General features: G+C 47.3%; 16 protein-coding genes. 12 read left to right on the top strand and 4 right to left on the bottom strand.

Translation table 11 applies throughout. The annotated features are described in order from the left end of the window. Positions 1-8: 8 nt before the first annotated feature. The 3 genes from MYF79_RS11580 to bioB all read left to right on the top strand — a co-directional run bounded on the left by MYF79_RS11580 (position 9) and on the right by bioB (position 3,144). Complete coding sequence (locus tag MYF79_RS11580) at positions 9-851, top strand: UbiA family prenyltransferase (RefSeq protein ID WP_247814023.1); 843 nt, start codon at positions 9-11, stop codon at positions 849-851. 74 nt (positions 852-925) lie between these two features. Further along, entirely contained in the window at positions 926-2,026 is a 1,101-nt protein-coding gene (locus MYF79_RS11575; RefSeq protein ID WP_247814022.1) for a M42 family metallopeptidase, read from the top strand. Positions 2,027-2,148: 122 nt separating this feature from the next. Continuing rightward, positions 2,149-3,144: a biotin synthase BioB gene (bioB, locus tag MYF79_RS11570; protein ID WP_247814021.1), complete on the top strand. Its 996-nt coding sequence runs from the start codon at positions 2,149-2,151 to the stop codon at positions 3,142-3,144. Positions 3,145-3,727: 583 nt separating this feature from the next. On the opposite strand, the gene aroQ is transcribed toward bioB, so the two are convergent. The 3 genes from aroQ to ytxJ form a co-directional block, all read right to left on the bottom strand. Then, entirely contained in the window at positions 3,728-4,141 is a 414-nt protein-coding gene (gene aroQ / locus MYF79_RS11565; RefSeq protein WP_247814020.1) for a type II 3-dehydroquinate dehydratase, read from the bottom strand. A gap of 52 nt (positions 4,142-4,193) precedes the next feature. Continuing rightward, positions 4,194-4,763 (bottom strand): UbiX family flavin prenyltransferase, encoded by a 570-nt coding sequence (locus tag MYF79_RS11560; RefSeq protein ID WP_089832946.1) that lies wholly within the window; start codon positions 4,761-4,763, stop codon positions 4,194-4,196. A gap of 92 nt (positions 4,764-4,855) precedes the next feature. Then, positions 4,856-5,185, bottom strand: coding sequence for a bacillithiol system redox-active protein YtxJ (ytxJ, locus tag MYF79_RS11555; RefSeq protein WP_199658167.1), 330 nt, complete (start codon positions 5,183-5,185; stop codon positions 4,856-4,858). A gap of 331 nt (positions 5,186-5,516) precedes the next feature. Here ytxJ and MYF79_RS11550 point away from each other — a divergent pair, with 331 nt between their 5' ends. The 8 genes from MYF79_RS11550 to MYF79_RS11515 all read left to right on the top strand — a co-directional run bounded on the left by MYF79_RS11550 (position 5,517) and on the right by MYF79_RS11515 (position 14,887). Continuing rightward, positions 5,517-6,869 (top strand): UDP-N-acetylmuramate--L-alanine ligase, encoded by a 1,353-nt coding sequence (locus MYF79_RS11550; RefSeq protein WP_247814019.1) that lies wholly within the window; start codon positions 5,517-5,519, stop codon positions 6,867-6,869. 9 nt (positions 6,870-6,878) lie between these two features. Then, a complete protein-coding gene (locus MYF79_RS11545) occupies positions 6,879-7,652 on the top strand; it encodes a 3'-5' exonuclease (protein WP_247814018.1) in 774 nt (257 codons plus the stop codon). A gap of 69 nt (positions 7,653-7,721) precedes the next feature. Further along, the gene (locus tag MYF79_RS11540) at positions 7,722-8,468 is read left to right on the top strand and encodes a polyprenol monophosphomannose synthase (protein WP_247814017.1); all 747 of its coding nucleotides are present in this window, start codon (positions 7,722-7,724) and stop codon (positions 8,466-8,468) included. Between the two features lie 6 nt (positions 8,469-8,474). Next, the gene (locus MYF79_RS11535) at positions 8,475-9,356 is read left to right on the top strand and encodes a DMT family transporter (protein ID WP_247814016.1); all 882 of its coding nucleotides are present in this window, start codon (positions 8,475-8,477) and stop codon (positions 9,354-9,356) included. Positions 9,357-9,416: 60 nt separating this feature from the next. After that, positions 9,417-12,185 carry an alpha/beta hydrolase family protein gene (locus MYF79_RS11530; protein ID WP_247814015.1) on the top strand — a complete coding sequence of 923 codons (2,769 nt, stop codon included), beginning with the start codon at positions 9,417-9,419 and terminating at the stop codon, positions 12,183-12,185. Positions 12,186-12,596: 411 nt separating this feature from the next. Continuing rightward, positions 12,597-13,421, top strand: coding sequence for a DUF6597 domain-containing transcriptional factor (locus MYF79_RS11525; RefSeq protein WP_247814014.1), 825 nt, complete (start codon positions 12,597-12,599; stop codon positions 13,419-13,421). A gap of 95 nt (positions 13,422-13,516) precedes the next feature. Then, a complete protein-coding gene (locus MYF79_RS11520) occupies positions 13,517-14,032 on the top strand; it encodes a cupin domain-containing protein (RefSeq protein ID WP_247814013.1) in 516 nt (171 codons plus the stop codon). 240 nt (positions 14,033-14,272) lie between these two features. After that, complete coding sequence (locus tag MYF79_RS11515; protein ID WP_199658174.1) at positions 14,273-14,887, top strand: DUF4230 domain-containing protein; 615 nt, start codon at positions 14,273-14,275, stop codon at positions 14,885-14,887. A 116-nt stretch (positions 14,888-15,003) separates the two neighbouring features. Here MYF79_RS11515 and MYF79_RS11510 read toward each other — a convergent pair whose 3' ends face one another. Then, complete coding sequence (locus MYF79_RS11510) at positions 15,004-15,723, bottom strand: hypothetical protein (RefSeq protein ID WP_199658175.1); 720 nt, start codon at positions 15,721-15,723, stop codon at positions 15,004-15,006. Between the two features lie 191 nt (positions 15,724-15,914). On the opposite strand from MYF79_RS11510, the gene MYF79_RS11505 reads away from it, so the two are divergent. Continuing rightward, positions 15,915-16,241, top strand: coding sequence for an RNA recognition motif domain-containing protein (locus MYF79_RS11505; protein WP_089832925.1), 327 nt, complete (start codon positions 15,915-15,917; stop codon positions 16,239-16,241). Positions 16,242-16,638 lie beyond the last annotated feature (397 nt).

The following is a 16,638-nucleotide window of genomic DNA, read 5'->3' as shown; positions in this document are numbered from 1 at the left end:
GATTGTTAATGCTACGCGGTCTTTTTAATTTCATCATATTTTCTTCTCTCTATGTAGCCTGCTGCGCCATACTTATGATATGGCAGACAAACACACTGCTGCATATCCGGGACATTAACAAGGCCTATTACTTCTTTGTCTTCTGCTCTACCATCTGCAGTTATAATTTTCACTGGTACCTGACCCCGGCAGACTATTCCACTTCCGAACGCATTCTATGGGGCGCCCGTCATAAAACGCTGCAACTGGTGCTTTGTGCGCTGGGGGCATTGGGTGCGGCCTATGGCTTCTGGTTACTGAGGGAACACTGGCTGCCACTGGCAGGCGCTGCCGTGCTCACTTTCCTGTATTCCGCCCCGAAAGTGCCACATAAGGCCTTCGTGTGGCTGCGGAAAGTTGCGATCGGCAAAACCCTGTTCCTGACAGCGGTCTGGATCTACGTCACCACCCTGCTGCCGGTATTTATAGAAAAACAGCCTTATTCACCTACTATATTGTTACTGACCTTACACCGCTTTTTCCTGGTCTATGCCATTTGTATCCTGTTCGATTACCGCGACCTTGAATCTGATAAAAAAGAAGGTATCCGCTCTCTCATTACCTACCTGAGCGCTCCAGGCCTTAAAAAACTATATATCAGTTCCCTGGTACTCGCTACGGTCTTTGCACTGGCGCTTTTCCCGGTAGATGGCTGGATACTGACCACCATCCTGCTGGCCCCGGTGGTGATAACAGGGCTGCTTACACGATATGCCATCCGTAACCGCTCAGACCATTTCTTCTATTTTGTGCTGGATGGCATGGTGATGCTTTCTGCGCTGCTCCATTTTATCATAGCAGCATTATCATAACCAACACCTGGCTTGCTGTAAACCGGCAAACACTTACTTTTGCAGCAATTAACTTAACAGCTAACTTAACAGCAATGTCTAAAAAGCAAAAATCCATACTCAGTAAAGAGGCGCTTACGTTCCTGCGTAAATATCTCAATAATCCCTCCCCTACCGGGTTTGAGAAAGAAGGACAGAAATTGTGGCTGGAGTACCTGCAGCCGTTTATAGATGAGTATTATGTGGACGCGTACGGTTCGGCAGTCGGCATTATCAACCCGAAGGCCCCGTTTAAAGTGGTGATCGAAGCACATGCTGATGAAATATCGTGGTTTGTCAATTACGTCTCTCCTGAAGGTTTAATATATGTGATCCGCAATGGTGGCTCCGATCAGCAGATCGCGCCTTCCAAACGTGTGAATATTCATACTGAAAACGGTATTGTTAAAGCCGTGTTCGGATGGCCAGCCATCCATACCCGTCTGCGCAGCACAGAAGGTAAAGATCCGCAGCCCAAGGTGGAAAACATTTTCCTGGATTGTGGCGCCCGCAGCCGTAAGGAAGTGGAAGACCTCGGTATCCATGTTGGTTGTGTAGTGACATTTGAGGATGGTTTTGAAGAACTGAACTACGATTATTACATCTGCCGCGCCTTTGATAACCGTATTGGCGGCTTTATGATCGCTGAAGTAGCCCGTATGCTGAAAGAGAAAAAACAGCAACTGCCCTTCGGCCTGTACATCGTAAATGCCGTACAGGAAGAAGTAGGGCTCCGCGGAGCGGAAATGATTGCCAAAAGGATCAAGCCGGATGTGGCGATCATTACGGACGTAACGCACGATACCACTACCCCGATGATCAACAAGAATATTGAAGGGGAGATCCGCTGCGGCAATGGTCCGAGCATCACCTATGGCCCTGCCGTGCACAACATTCTCCGTGATCTGATCATCAAAACAGCCAAAAAGAACGATATCCCTCACCAGCTGCATGCGGTAAGCCGCAGCACCGGTACAGATACGGATGCTTTTGCCTATTCCAATGATGGTACCCCTTCTGCACTGATCAGCATTCCACTGCGCTATATGCATACAACCGTGGAAATGATCAAGAAAGATGATGTGGAAAACACCATTCAGCTGATTTACCAGACACTCCTGAACATTACACCGAAAACCAATTTCAAATACCTGTAAACCGATTGAAAATCAGACCATAAGAATTAAAAATAAGCCACAATTGAGCGCAATTTCTCATTCTTAATTCCTGATTTCTAATTCAATTTTAATTTGTAGGTTTGCTCTCAAATTAGATTATTATGCAAGATGTGCAGATCCGTCACGACTGGTCTATTGAAGAAATAAAAGAGATCTATAATACGCCCTTGCTGGAACTGGTTTTCCGCGCTGCTTCCGTACACAGACAAACGCAGGACACTGCAGAAGTACAGGTTTGTACGCTGCTGTCCATTAAAACAGGCGGTTGCTCGGAAGATTGTGCTTATTGCCCTCAGGCTGCCCGTTATAACACCGATATCAAAGTACATGGCCTCATGAAAAAAGAAGAGGTACTGGCATACGCCCAGAAAGCGAAAGATGCTGGTTCCACCCGCTTCTGTATGGGCGCTGCCTGGAGGGAAGTCAGGGATAACCGCGACTTCGACCGTGTATTGGATATGGTAAAAGGCGTAAACGAGCTGGGCATGGAGGTTTGCACCACCCTTGGTATGCTGACCGAAGAACAGGCCCAGAAACTGGCGGATGCAGGTTTATACGCCTACAACCACAACCTGGACACTTCCAGTGAGTACTATGAATCCATCATTACCACCCGTACCTACGATGACCGTCTGCGTACCCTGGACAACGTCCGCAAAGCAGGTGTAAGCGTTTGCTGCGGTGGTATCATCGGCCTGGGAGAGTCCCACGAAGACCGTATCGGTATGCTGCACACGCTGAGCAATATGCCGACCCATCCTGATTCCGTTCCTATCAACGCCCTGACCCGTGTAAAAGGAACTCCGCTGGAACACATGCCTAAGGTTGCCTTCTGGGACATGGTACGTATGATCGCTACCACCCGTATCGTTATACCTAAAGCAATGGTACGCCTCAGCGCCGGCCGTGCTGAAATGAGCATTTCCGAACAGGCCCTCTGCTTCATGGCAGGCGCCAACTCTATCTTCACCGGTGAGAAACTGCTGACCACCAGCAATCCTTCCTTCGAAGAAGATCATATGATGTTTGAACTGTTAGGTCTGAAACCAAGAGAGGCTTTCAAAGACCAGCCGGTTGAAACAGAAACATTGAACTAATATTCATCTGAAATAATAAAAAGAGCCCGTATCAATAGTAAGATACGGGCTCTTTTTTTTCGAATATCTGAGGGAGAACAGCGGGCTTATAAGCAATTCCCGGGAGGCTTTGTTCATTTTTGGCACCCTCTTTTTTTAGCTTCGATTTACCGGATAAGTACCACTTTGATACCGGAATCGTACCGTTGGTTCCCTGGAGTTCGATCCGATAGGCTTCCGATAGGCTTTGAGATAGCTTTATCTTACGTTCATCTTACGTTTAAGACGTGAAATGAACGTAAGATAAAGCTATCTCAAAGCCTATCGGAACGAATCTCAATCGAACATCAACATAAAACTTTAGTACGGAAAAAACTTTACAGGTTATTGCAGCCGTTCAAAGCTGGCATTACAGGCCAACCTTAGCAGGTAGTTAATATTTCACATCTCAGGATGCTGCATTTCGGATGCCCATGATTTGGCGTCCTGTGCACATGTTTTTGCGCCCTGTGGACATTCTCCAAAATTGCATTTCCATGTTTCCTAATATTGCATTGCGCTTCAGTTCTTTGACATATGGACCTTTAACAACAACGAGCGTCTGTTAAAGGAAATACGCCACTCCCAGTGCATATCCCTTCATGCCCAGGCCGCAGATGCTACCTACACAGGCGGGCGCTATCATGCTCTTGTGACGGAACTCTTCCCTTGCGTGGATATTGCTGATATGTATTTCCAGAACCGGGGTCTTGATAGCGGAAATAGCATCGCGCAGCGCCACGGATGTATGGGTGTAACCGCCGGCGTTCAGCAGGATGCCATCATAGGAGAAACCAATTTCATGCAGATGATTGATCATTTCCCCTTCAATATTGCTCTGAAAATAGGTTAGCTGCACATCGGGATACTGTGCTTTCAGCTTTTCGAAATAAGACTCGAAAGACTCATTTCCATAGATACCTGGCTCCCGCTTTCCCAGGAGATTTAAGTTAGGGCCGTTGATGATCGCTATCTGCATATGATTCCTGATATTATTGTGGCAATAAACATAGCTGTGAATGCTTCAGTTCCTATTTTTCCTCACTTCCCCAGCGGAAGGTGTCCTGTTCTATTCCTGCAAGATCGAGCACCCTGTCTACAACAGTAGCTGCTACATCTTCCAGTGTTTTCGGGATGCTGTAAAAGGACGGTGTAGCCGGACAGATAATACCCCCGGCCTCTGTTACCGCCAGCATATTTTTGATATGCATCAGGTTATAAGGCGTCTCCCTTACCACACATATCAGCTTTCTTCTCTCCTTCAGCACAACATCTGCTGCACGGGTGATCAGGTCGTTGGAAATACCGGTGGCTATACGTCCCAGTGTACCCATGGAACAGGGACAGATGATCATCGTATCGAACCTGCCGGAGCCGGAAGCAAAAGGTGCATGGAAGTCCTGTTGTGTATATGTTTTGAAAGGTAATTGTTTGTAGTCGTCAGTGCCCAGCTCTGTTTCCCATACGGTACGTGCATTGGTGGTCATGACCAGGGCTATCTGGTCTGTCTGCGCGGAGGCCGCCTGCAATTTGTTCAGTAACTGCCTGGCATAAATGGAACCGCTGGCACCCGTAACCGCTACAACTATACGATGTTTCATTCGCTCAATTAATAGAGTACAAAGCTAGGTCAAAAAAAATACCGGCCATAGGCCGGTACTAAATTCTTTGGATAAATAGAATAATTACTTCCTCAGTTTGACTTACTCACCAGGTCATCCATCGTGATCCCGCTGTGACTTTCATCATAAATGCATTCCCCGTTACGGATCAGCAATACCTGTGGCGATTCATGCGGTACATCAAAATCCGCTGCAATCCTGTTCGAAATGTCCCTGAATCTGATCAGGTCCAGATAATAAAATGAGATCTCCTGCGGAGCAGCTCCTCTTTCCAGCCTCGATTTGGCTACGGCGCTAATGGAACAGCGTGTGCTGTGTTTGAAAATTACTACCGGCTTCGTTGCCGATGCCTCCCTGATCTCTGTTAACTGTTGCTCTGTAGTAAGTGGTATCCAGTTCATTAACAATCCTTCGCATTTACTCCGTGCGTTGCTTTACCAATTTTCATCGGACAACCTAATTTGTTCTGTGACGCACAGGAAGTTAAGAAAGCCGCAAAGATAAGGATTAGACAGGCGCCGCCCAAAACTTTCAGATAAGATGATTGCATAAAGGGATATTTTGTTGAATAATGAAATTTCATAGGGAATGGTGATATCACTTTTTTAATCGCCAATTTTTGACGTTACTTTGCAAATATAAAATTTATATTAAAGATTTTAGATATAATATCGTTCCTTTTTCCCTGAATATAAATATAACGATAAAACGCAGGTATCTGGTTTAAATTATATGGCAAAAGTACATTTTATTGCTGTGGGTGGCAGTGTGATGCATCAGCTGGCTATCGCATTGAAAAACAAGGGTTACCAGGTAACCGGCAGTGACGACGAGATCTACGAACCAGCACTCGGCAATCTGCGCCAGGCCGGTATTGCGCCTGCCACAATGGGCTGGGATGACAGCCGTATTACGGCCGACCTCGACGCTGTTATTCTGGGAATGCATGCCCGCGGAGACAATCCCGAGCTGATCAAAGCCAAAGAACTGGGGTTGAAGATCTATTCTTTCCCGGAATATATCTACCAGGAAAGCCAGCAAAAGAAAAGGGTCGTTGTAGGCGGCAGCCATGGTAAAACCACCACCACCGCCATGATCATGCATGTACTGCAGCAGTCAGGACAGGCATTCGACTACCTGGTAGGCGCACGCCTCGCCGGCTTTGCACAGTCTGTCAACATTACCGATGCCCCTGTCATCGTTTGTGAAGGAGACGAATACCCTGCTTCTGTCATTGAAAAGCGGCCGAAATTCCATTTCCTGCACCCGCACATTGCTGTACTGACCGGTATTGCCTGGGATCATATCAACGTGTTCCCCACCTTCGACAACTACCTGGAGCAGTTTGCCATCTTCCTCCGCACAATGAAGGCCGGCAATATCCTCATCTATAACAGCACCGATCCGGAACTGGTTAAGCTGGTAAAGACTGAAGGTCTGCACCTGAAACTGGTCCCGTACGATATACCACCACACCAGATCGTCAATGGTACTACCACTGTGACCTTTGGCAGCGGACAAAGCGTTCTCGAAGTGTTCGGCGACCACAATCTGCTGAATATGCACGCTGCACGCCTTGTTTGCAATCAACTGGGCATCAGCGACGAAACCTTCCTGAAAGCTATCTCCACCTTCAAAGGAGCAGCCAAAAGGCTGGAACTGGTGGGCAAAAATGATCATTGCGCTATTTACCGCGACTTTGCCCATGCACCGTCTAAAGTAATGGCCACTATCAATGCCCTGCAGTCCCAATATCCGCAGCGCAGGCTGATAGCTGTACTGGAATTGCATACCTATAGCAGCCTGAACGCTGATTTTATGGTACAATACCAGGGTGTAATGGACAAAGCAGACGTGCCTGTAGTATTCTACAGTAAACACGCACTGGAGATCAAACGCATGCCTGACCTCGCTCCCGACCTGGTGGCGCAGGGCTTTGGCCGCAATGACCTTGAAATATTCACCCAAAGGGAGCATCTGCAGGCCTTCCTCGACAAGCAGGATTACCACAATGCCAACCTGCTCATGATGAGTTCGGGTGATTATGAAGGATTGGACGTAAATTCGCTGAAAAAGTATCTATAAAAATTAGTCATGCCCTCTTTGCAACTGAAAAGGCCCCTGGCCGTAATTGATCTGGAGACGACCGGCACCAATGTGGCTACGGACCGTATTATTGAAATTGCTATCATCAAGGTATTCCCTGACAAGAGTACCCAATCCAAGGTGAAAAGAATTCACCCCGGCATGCCTATTCCTGCATCCTCTACCGCTATTCACGGTATCAGCGATGACGATGTGAAGGATTGTCCCAATTTCAAACAATGTGCGAATGAACTGCGCCAGTACCTGGACAACTGCGACCTGGCCGGTTATAATTCCAACCGTTTCGACATACCATTGCTGGTAGAAGAATTCCTGCGCGCAGGCCTAGAATTTGACGTGAAAGACCGTAAATTCATTGATGTGCAGAAGATCTTCCACCTGATGGAAAAACGCACGCTCAGCGCTGCTTATAAGTTCTATTGCGATAAGAACCTGGAGAATGCGCACAGCGCTGAAGCAGACGCCCTGGCTACCTACGAAATACTGGAAGCACAGCTGTCGCGCTACGAGCAGCTGCAGGCTGAAGTGGGCCCGCTGGCAGAATTCACGAAAGAAGACGACTATGTAGACTTCGCAAGGCGTATGGTGATGCAGAATGGCCTTGAAGTATTCAATTTTGGTAAATATAAAGGAAGGCCTGTACGAGAAGTGCTTAAAATAGAACCTCAGTACTATGATTGGATGATGAAAGCTGATTTTCCGCTGAATACCAAGCAGAAACTCACAGAAATATATCATAGTATGATGTTAAAAAAGATTTAATATTTATAAAATCCTTCCTTTATTTAGCGATTAGACTAATTTCGCACTCCTAAAACAACATTTGCTAGATTGGAAAAGCTCGTCATCATTCCCACGTACAATGAGAAGGATAATATCCGTAACATCATTGACGCGGTGTTTGCCCTGCAACAAAACTTTCATGTACTGATCGTGGACGACGGTTCGCCCGACGGTACCGGTAATATTGTAAGGAATATGCAGCAGTCCCACTCCGGCGAGTTGTTCCTGGTTGAAAGAAGCGGTAAACAGGGATTAGGCACCGCCTATATCTTTGGTTTCAAATGGGCACTGGAGAAAGGATATCAGTATATCTTCGAAATGGATGCTGACTTTTCCCACAACCCGGCCGACCTCGTGAGGTTGTATGACGCATGTGCAAAGGAAGGTGGCGATGTTTCCGTAGGTTCCCGCTACGTAAAGGGTGGCAAAACGGAAAACTGGCCCTGGGACAGGGCCATCCTCTCCTATGGCGCTTCCATCTATGTGCGCCTGGTTACCTGGATCAGGGTAAAAGATGCCACTGCCGGCTTTGTTTGTTACAAAAGGCAGGTACTGGAAGCTATTAACCTGGACGCGATCCGTTTCGTAGGATACGCCTTCCAGATAGAAATGAAATTCACGGCCTGGAAACTGGGCTTCAAAATAAAAGAAGTACCTATCACCTTTAAGGACCGTAAAGAAGGATATTCCAAAATGAGTAAGGGAATTATTAAGGAAGGGATATTGGGAGTACTCAAAATTCAATGGGAAAGCCTGTTCCGCAAGTATGAAAGACGCGTAAGAAACAGCGAATAAGCGGAAATGAAAAAAGCACTGATACAATTACACCTGTCGGTATTCCTGGCGGGTTTTACGGGTATATTGGGAAAACTGATCACCCTCAATGAAGGAATGCTTGTATGGTACAGGCTCCTGTTCACAGTCATCACCCTGTACGTCATTTTCCGGTGGAAAAAGTTACTTACAAAACTCTCCTTTAAACAGATCGTACCTATTGGCCTTACCGGCATGGTTGTCGTGCTGCACTGGTTATTCTTCTATGCCAGCATCAAATACTCGAACGTTTCCATCGGTGTGGTTTGTTTTGCGCTCACCAGCCTGTTCACCGCGGCACTCGATCCGCTGATAAACCGGTACAGGGTGGATAAAACAGAGCTCTTACTGAGCGGTATCACACTTTGCGGTATTTTCCTCATCTTTCACTTCGACGTACAATACCGTACAGGTATCATCCTGGGTGTTATCTCATCCCTGTTTGCTGCACTGTTCACTATCTTCAACAAGCGCCTGATCGCTAAATACGATACGCCTACCATCACTTTTTATGAACTGTCTGTAGGCTGGATGGCACTTACCCTGCTCCTGCCCGCTTACCTGCACTTCTTTCCGCAACCTCTGAGCCTGCCTTCGTTTACAGATCTCAGTTACCTGCTGATCCTGGCCTGGGCCTGCACAGTGTGTTTATATATGCTGATGATGAGCGCCCTGACAAAGATCTCTCCCTTTACAGTAAACCTCTCCTTCAATCTGGAGCCGGTGTACAGCATTGTGATGGCCTTCATTCTCTTTCACGAGAACCGGGAACTGACCTACGCTTTTTACTTTGGTCTTGCCTGCATCATATTGTCTGTAGCATTACAAATGACCAGGGTAACGCGGCATACAAGGCAAACTCATGCCTGATTTCGACCGTCTATCCGCAATTCGCATGCAGGTAAGGCTGATTTTTATATTTTAGACCACATGAAGCAAATCATGTGTGCCGCCGCATTTACCGGCCTCTCCTTACTATCTTACGCGCAACAGCCCGCGAAAAAGCCACTTGATCATTCAGTGTATGACAGCTGGCAGAATATCGGCAGTAAAGCCATCAGCAATAACGGTCAGTGGACCGTCTACACCGTTACGCCACAGGAAGGCGACGCATCCCTTTTTATCTACAACAACCAGAACGGGCAAAGACTGGAAGTGCCCCGTGGCAGCAATGCGGTGATCACGGAAGACAGCCGTTATGCTATCTTCTCTATCAAAGCACCCTTTGCCGTTGTACGGCAGGCGAAGATCAAAAAGAAAAAGCCGGCAGATATGCCCAAAGATTCCCTCGGTATCGTCATGCTGGGCAGCAACGATGTCTACAAAGTTCCTGCGGTAAGATCTTTCAAAACACCTGAAAAAGGCAGTGGCGTAGTGGCTTATCTGAAGGAAAAGCCCCAGACGGACACCGCCAGTGGCCATCTGGTCATCTACTACCCCGATAAAAAATCCGCAGATACTATCCGGAACGTACAGGACTATATTTTCAGCAAACCCGGCAACCGTTTGCTGGCAGAAGTAGTGGCAGATAAAAAAGATTCCCTGTCGCAGGCGGCAGTATTGCTCTGGAATGTAGCTGCCCGCAAGGCGGACACCCTGAGCCGTGGTACCGCCCTGCGCAGCCAGTTTGCCTTCGACGAAGCAGGCGAACAGGCCGCCTGGTGCAGCTCCCGCGACAGCGCCAAAGCCCTGCAGCAGTTCTATGCCCTGTATTATTACCGTCCCGGCCAGGATAGTGGTGTAATTACGGCCGACAGGAATACCCGTGCATTCCCGGCCAACTGGTCAGTAAGCCCTGATGGCAAAGTATGGTTCAGTCAGAACGGGCAGCGGTTATTCTTCGGCACCGCCCCCATAAGGCCGCCGAAAGATACCAACATCGTAGACTTTGAAGTAGCGAAGGTAGATATCTGGAATTACCAGGATGATTACCTGCAACCCATGCAGCTGAAAAATGCAGATAAGGAACTGAAAAGAAGTTACCAGGCTGTGTATTATCCCGGCAACAAACAGATCATCCAGCTGGCAGATAAGGATATGGAAAATATCTCCTTTGCCAGGGAAGGTAACAGTCCGTATGCCGTGGGATATACTGACAGAGGACAACGTGTGGTCGTACAATGGACAGGGAATTCCCTGAAAACTGCTTACCTGGTGAACCTGGAAAACGGCAACCGTAAACTCTTACAACAAAACATGGACAGCGTTGCCCGCATCTCCCCTGCCGGCCGCTATATCACCTGGTACAACCTGCAGCAGAAACAATGGTTTGCATATGAAACAGCTACCGGCATTACCAGGAATATAACCGAGAAGATCCCCGTCTCACTTTCTGAGGAAGACGATGATCATCCCGACCTGCCGGGCCCTTATGGCATGGCAGGATGGCTGGAAGATGATAAAGCTGTATACATTTACGACAGGTATGACATCTGGCAGGTGGATCCTGCCGGAAAAAACGCCCCGCAAATGATCACCGCAGGCTACGGACGTCAGCAGAAACTGCGCTTCCGCTATGCAAAGGTGCTGAAGGAAGAAAAGTTCTTTAAACCGGGGCAGTTGCTTTTGCTGGAGACCTTCAGTGAAACTACCAAGGAGAACGGTTTCTACACAGCCCCCTGTACGTTCAAAAAGGCCCCTTTAAAGCCCGGATTGCTGGTCATGGGACCATATACCTTCGGCGACCCTGTAAAGGCTGAAAACGCCGGAAATTACATTTTTACCAAAGCGAGTTATGTGCAGTCGCCCGATGTGTATACCGGTACTTCCCTGGCCAATGCCACACAGATCAGCCATATTAATCCACAGCAGCAACAATACAACTGGGGTACGGCAGAGCTGTTCAAATGGACGGCTTACAATGGCAAACCAGCGGAGGGAATCCTGTACAAACCGGAAGACTTTGACAGTACTAAAAAGTACCCGGTAATACTGTATTTCTACGAGAAGCTGACGGATGGCCTGTATAATTATCAGCCGCCAAGCCCTACTCCTTCCCGGTTAAATATTCCCTTCTTTGTGAGCCGTGGCTACCTGGTACTGGCGCCGGATATTACCTATGAGAACGGTCATCCGGGACAGGGAGCGTACGATTATGTTGTCAGCGGCGCCCGTGCACTGGCAGCACATCCCTGGGCAGACAGCCTGAATATGGGTATACAGGGACAAAGCTGGGGCGGATACCAGGTGGCTTACCTGATCACCCGTACCCACCTCTTCAAAGCCGCCTGGGCGGGCGCTCCTGTAGCCAATATGACCAGCGCCTATGGTGGCATCCGCTGGGAAACCGGTATGAACCGCCAATTCCAGTACGAGCGCTCCCAGAGCCGGATCGGGGCCACCTTATGGGAAAAACCGGAGCTTTATATGGAAAACTCCCCGCTTTTCCACCTGCCAAAGGTTACAACGCCGCTGGCCATCATGAGCAATGATGCAGATGGCGCCGTGCCCTGGTACCAGGGCATAGAGTTGTTCACCGGCCTGCGCCGTCTGGGTAAAAAGGTATGGCTGCTGAATTACAACAATGAAGCTCATAACCTGGTACTCCGCCAGAACCGTAAGGATATCCAGCGCCGTGAGCAGCAGTTCTTCGATCATTTCCTGAAAAATGCCCCCGCTCCGGAGTGGATGGAAAAGGGAGTACCCGCCACAGAAAAAGGAAAGAACTGGGGTTGGGAAACCGCTGGCAATGCGCAATAACATTAACCGAATAAAAAGCGCCTGTATCACAAATTGTGATACAGGCGCTTTTTATTCGGAGCATTGATGAACATATCCGGATGCTATTTTATTTTGCAATTCTCGTCCTTTTTAAAAAGAATAACAAAGCGAACAGGCAGAGAAGATCAGCTTTCCATTCCGCTATGCCGTCCGGCGGGCCTGTACTGATTTAAGCAGGGCACTTCAAACAGACAAATTCCAGCAAATTCCGCCGGAAACCAATACTCAACAGGCATTTATCTGTTTTAGCCGCTGCAACAGTTTGTCTTTCAAGCTACTCAAATTATATTTTTTTATATACTTACAAACATATAAGTTTGTATAAGAAATTGAAGACCTGATTCAGATCTGTGGATGTTTTGAATATCTGATAACCTTATACATATTCCTATGAATTTCCGTATCTACCAACCGGCAACTTCGCTGGCACCGTATGTTAAGCAGTATTATCATTTACAAACCTCTAATAGCGGATTGATCAACCTGCCGCAGAACCTGTTCTCCCTGGGAGACCTGTACATGGTATTTCTGCAGGAAGGAGAAGTGATCTTCCAGCCCACCCAACATGCTTCCTTTACTTTACCGGAGGCTTCCGTTGTAGGCCATTTTACCTGTCATCATCAGATCAGGGTAAAAGGTCCTGTAAAAATGACCGTGATCCAGCTGAATGCTTATGGTTGTTACAGGCTGGCGGGCCTGGACATGTCTGCCTTCAATAATTATTTCCGTGATCTGCTGAAGCAGGACCGTGAGTGCTGGAAGGAACTGGCTAATAAAATTGCTGCCACTACGGATGTCACCAAACTGGACACTGTACTGGACGATGCATTTACCAACATGATGTGCTCGCAGGTACACAACCTGAAACAGGTAGATGAAATTGCTGATTACATCATTGACCACCAGGGCTATACGAATGTTGAGTGGCTGACGAAGAAATTTAAGATGTCCCGTCACACGCTGGAAAGGAAGTTTATGGAGGTGATCGGGCTGACGCCACAGTTGTTTGCACGTATGCTCCGTTTCCGGGATGCTATGCGCAACATGCAGCAGATGAATGTAGAAGAGTGGCAGGCGTTTATCACTAACAACGATTATTACAACCAGGCTTTATTCATACAGGATTTCCTCTTCTTCAAAGGAGAGCCACCGGTACTGAACCAGGAAACAGCTATTGCGCAGATGCCGGTAGCACGCCCTGTAGCCGTAGCGTAACAAGATTCAGACTAGAAAAATGAAAAATAAGAGAGCCGCCTCGTTCACGGGACGGCTTTTTCATTTCAATCTATTTTCCTTTCTTTTGTATTATCATGCAAAAACCAAGACACAATGCCGCCTACTGGCGGGAACATCTCAACTTACAGTCCCATGTAGAAGGAGGCTCATTCCGGGAAACCTATCGTTCCTCCTGGGAATTTAAGCAGTCGGAACTGCCACCGGCCATGAACGGCAGCCGTAGCGCTTCTACCGCTATCTATTTCCTGCTGGAAGAAGGACAGTTTTCCGCTTTTCACCGTATTGCATCGGATGAAGTATGGCATTTCTACGATGGCCATTCCCTGGCTATCTACGATATTGCTCCTGAAGGGCAGCTAACCGTCCACAAACTGGGGCTCAACATCGAAGAAGGCGAACAACCCCAGCTGGTGATCAAAGCAGGACACTGGTTTGCCTCCCGTACAGAGGTGCCCGGCGGTTTTGCCCTTGTAGGTTGCACAGTTGCACCCGGCTTCGATTTCGCCGATTTTGAACTGGCGGGGAAAGAAAGCCTGCAGGCGGTATACCCACAGCACAGTGAACTGATCGCCTCCCTGGTGCACGGTTGATGATACCACCAGGATCATTATGGACTATCAGCCATAAATATTATATTCGCTGACGTCGTCGGGGTCCCTATTTGGGAGTTGTAACTTATATTTAAAACGCACAACAAGCTACCAACTGTATATCGGGGCTATGGCCCAGCGTTTGTAGACTTTTGCATACATTACTAACAACAAAAACAAGATCACTATGGACCTTTGTTCAGCTATGGACTGTGGTCCGCAGCAACTATCTCTTCCGTTATGAAAAGATTTTTTCGTTTCGTTTTTTTTCTGGCCCTGGCTGTTCTACTGTTTTGGTTAGGCAAACAATTCGGCAGTAAAAGTGTAAATCAGAGTATTCTTTCCAATAGTCAGATCGTGCGCGAGATCGCAGAACTGGCCAGCCTTGAGGTGCAGGGCAATGCCACTATCAAGCGCAGTAATGTCACTGACGATGGAGAATGGACCACCAATCTGAAAAAGGCATTCCTGGAGAATACCATCTGGGTATCCATCCCTTACCTGGCCAAATATGGTATCAATGCAGATGAGAAGAGTTTCCGGATCACCGTTTCGGATAAGAAGATCGCTATCAACCTGCCACAACCGAAACTGCTCAGTTATGAGCTGAAAGTAGATAAAATGGAAACATCCAACCGGAAAGGCTGGTTGCTGTTCCAGGACGATGAAACCTATACTGACGTACAGAAAAAGCTCTACCAGACCTCCCGCGAACAACTGGAGAACAATAACCTGTATATTAATCAGTCTAAAGAGAAACTCACCAAGATCATCAGGCAATACTACGAGCCTTTCCTGCATGATCATGAACTGGAGATCACCTTTGGCAACAGTGCACCGGTATTGCTGAATTAGTTGTTATTTCTTCCCTGTCAACGCAAATGGCGATGCGGGCTGAGCCTGAGCGGCCATAAGTTTCCCGTATCAGCTGTTGCTGATCAGCGCACCTGCCTTTGGGATGCAGGCCTTATTTAAGCGGCATTATTGGCGATGTACTTTACCAGAGAGCGCTTGGCAATGGGCAATAAGGTCTCTGCCACCGGAAATACCAGGTCTGTATCGATACGGTATACAGCCGGAGTAGGTAATTTTTTCCGTTGCCGGATCAGGCTGATCTTGATGTGCTCGCAGGTATGTACCAGGTCCTTGGTATAGGTATCGAGGTACTGTGTATGAATACCACGGTATTTTTCGTCATGACGCTCGAAAATACTCAACCTGTATTCGTATACCATGATATCCTCATAACGACCGTCGCACAGGAACAAATAGCCCTCCTGCGAATCCAGCGGTATCAGTCCTACGGGAGAGATATTCAGGCTTTCTTCCACGAATTCATAGATCTCCGTGCCTTCACGGATAGCACCGTTCATCTTCTGGATAGCATACTGGATAATGGTTTCCAGCTCCTGCATCAGTTCATCGTCTGCGATCATCTGTTCATACAGCAGTTGCAGGCGTTCCATATTAACGGCAGTCAGTCGCTTGGGAAACTGCTGCTGCAGGAACTGTTTGTTTTCCCTGAAAGCTACCAGGTTGTTGTAATGAAAGATAACATCCCCCAGCTGCGGGTACAGCTTGTTTTGATTGAAATAGCGGGTTATTTGCTGCAGATAAGCCAATAAAGTATACTTTTTCTGCTCAAAATCGATATAACCATCCGCAAACCATGTTTCGCTTAGGCCACTCATACCAAAATATTTTAATGGATTATATGTATTAATTTACAAAAAATCAGCCAACTATCCATAAAACGGAAGTGGTAATTCCGGCCAGTGTTACCGGTATATTTACTTTATGAAATTATTTCAGGACGCGGTGTATTTATTGAACTTATTTCTTTATCTTCAATATTATTTTTCATTTTTTTAATTTTTTAGTCATGAACATTTACGTAGCCAACCTGCACTACAGGTTGAACGATGAAGACCTTCACCAGATATTTAGCGAATTTGGAGAGGTTACTTCCGCTAAAATTATCAAGGACCACGAGACTGGCCGTTCACGCGGTTTCGGATTCGTGGAAATGCCCAACCAGGAAGAAGGTAGCAAGGCTATGGATAGTTTGAACGGTACTGAAATCGAAGGCAAACAACTGATGGTAAACGAAGCAAGACCTAAACAACCGAATAATAACTCAAGAGGTGGTGGATTTAATCGCGGTGGCGGCGGCGGATACGGCGGCGGCGGCGGTCGTGGTCGTTATTAATTCTGTTGGCCTAAGCTTATCACGGTCAAGAAATTGAAAAAAGCTCCTGCAAAGGAGCTTTTTTTATGCGCGTATATTTTTGTTGTTCTTCTTTCCCTGTACAGGCATGGGCCCTGCTTAGCGCGATAGTTACCGTAAGCCGGGGTCGATACCCGGTAGCCGTCAGTATGAGCCCTGAGCGATCAACAGATCTATTCCAGGCAGTATTCCGATCATCTCAGTATGTTTCACCCGTTTTTTTCAAGCGGCCGGATAATGTACACCGGCAACATCCCTTCCGAAAAATGCCACAAAATAATGTCTTATCCCAAAACACGAATGATGAATACAGCCAAGACAGATCTTACTGTATTCATCATTCGGAAAGAATATTAATTTAAATGTGCTTATCAGCTGA

The organism is Chitinophaga filiformis (genome assembly GCF_023100805.1).
Taxonomy (GTDB): domain Bacteria; phylum Bacteroidota; class Bacteroidia; order Chitinophagales; family Chitinophagaceae; genus Chitinophaga; species Chitinophaga filiformis_B.
Note: the sequence above shows the minus strand (reverse complement) of the source record. Positions and strands in the feature narration are given on the sequence as shown.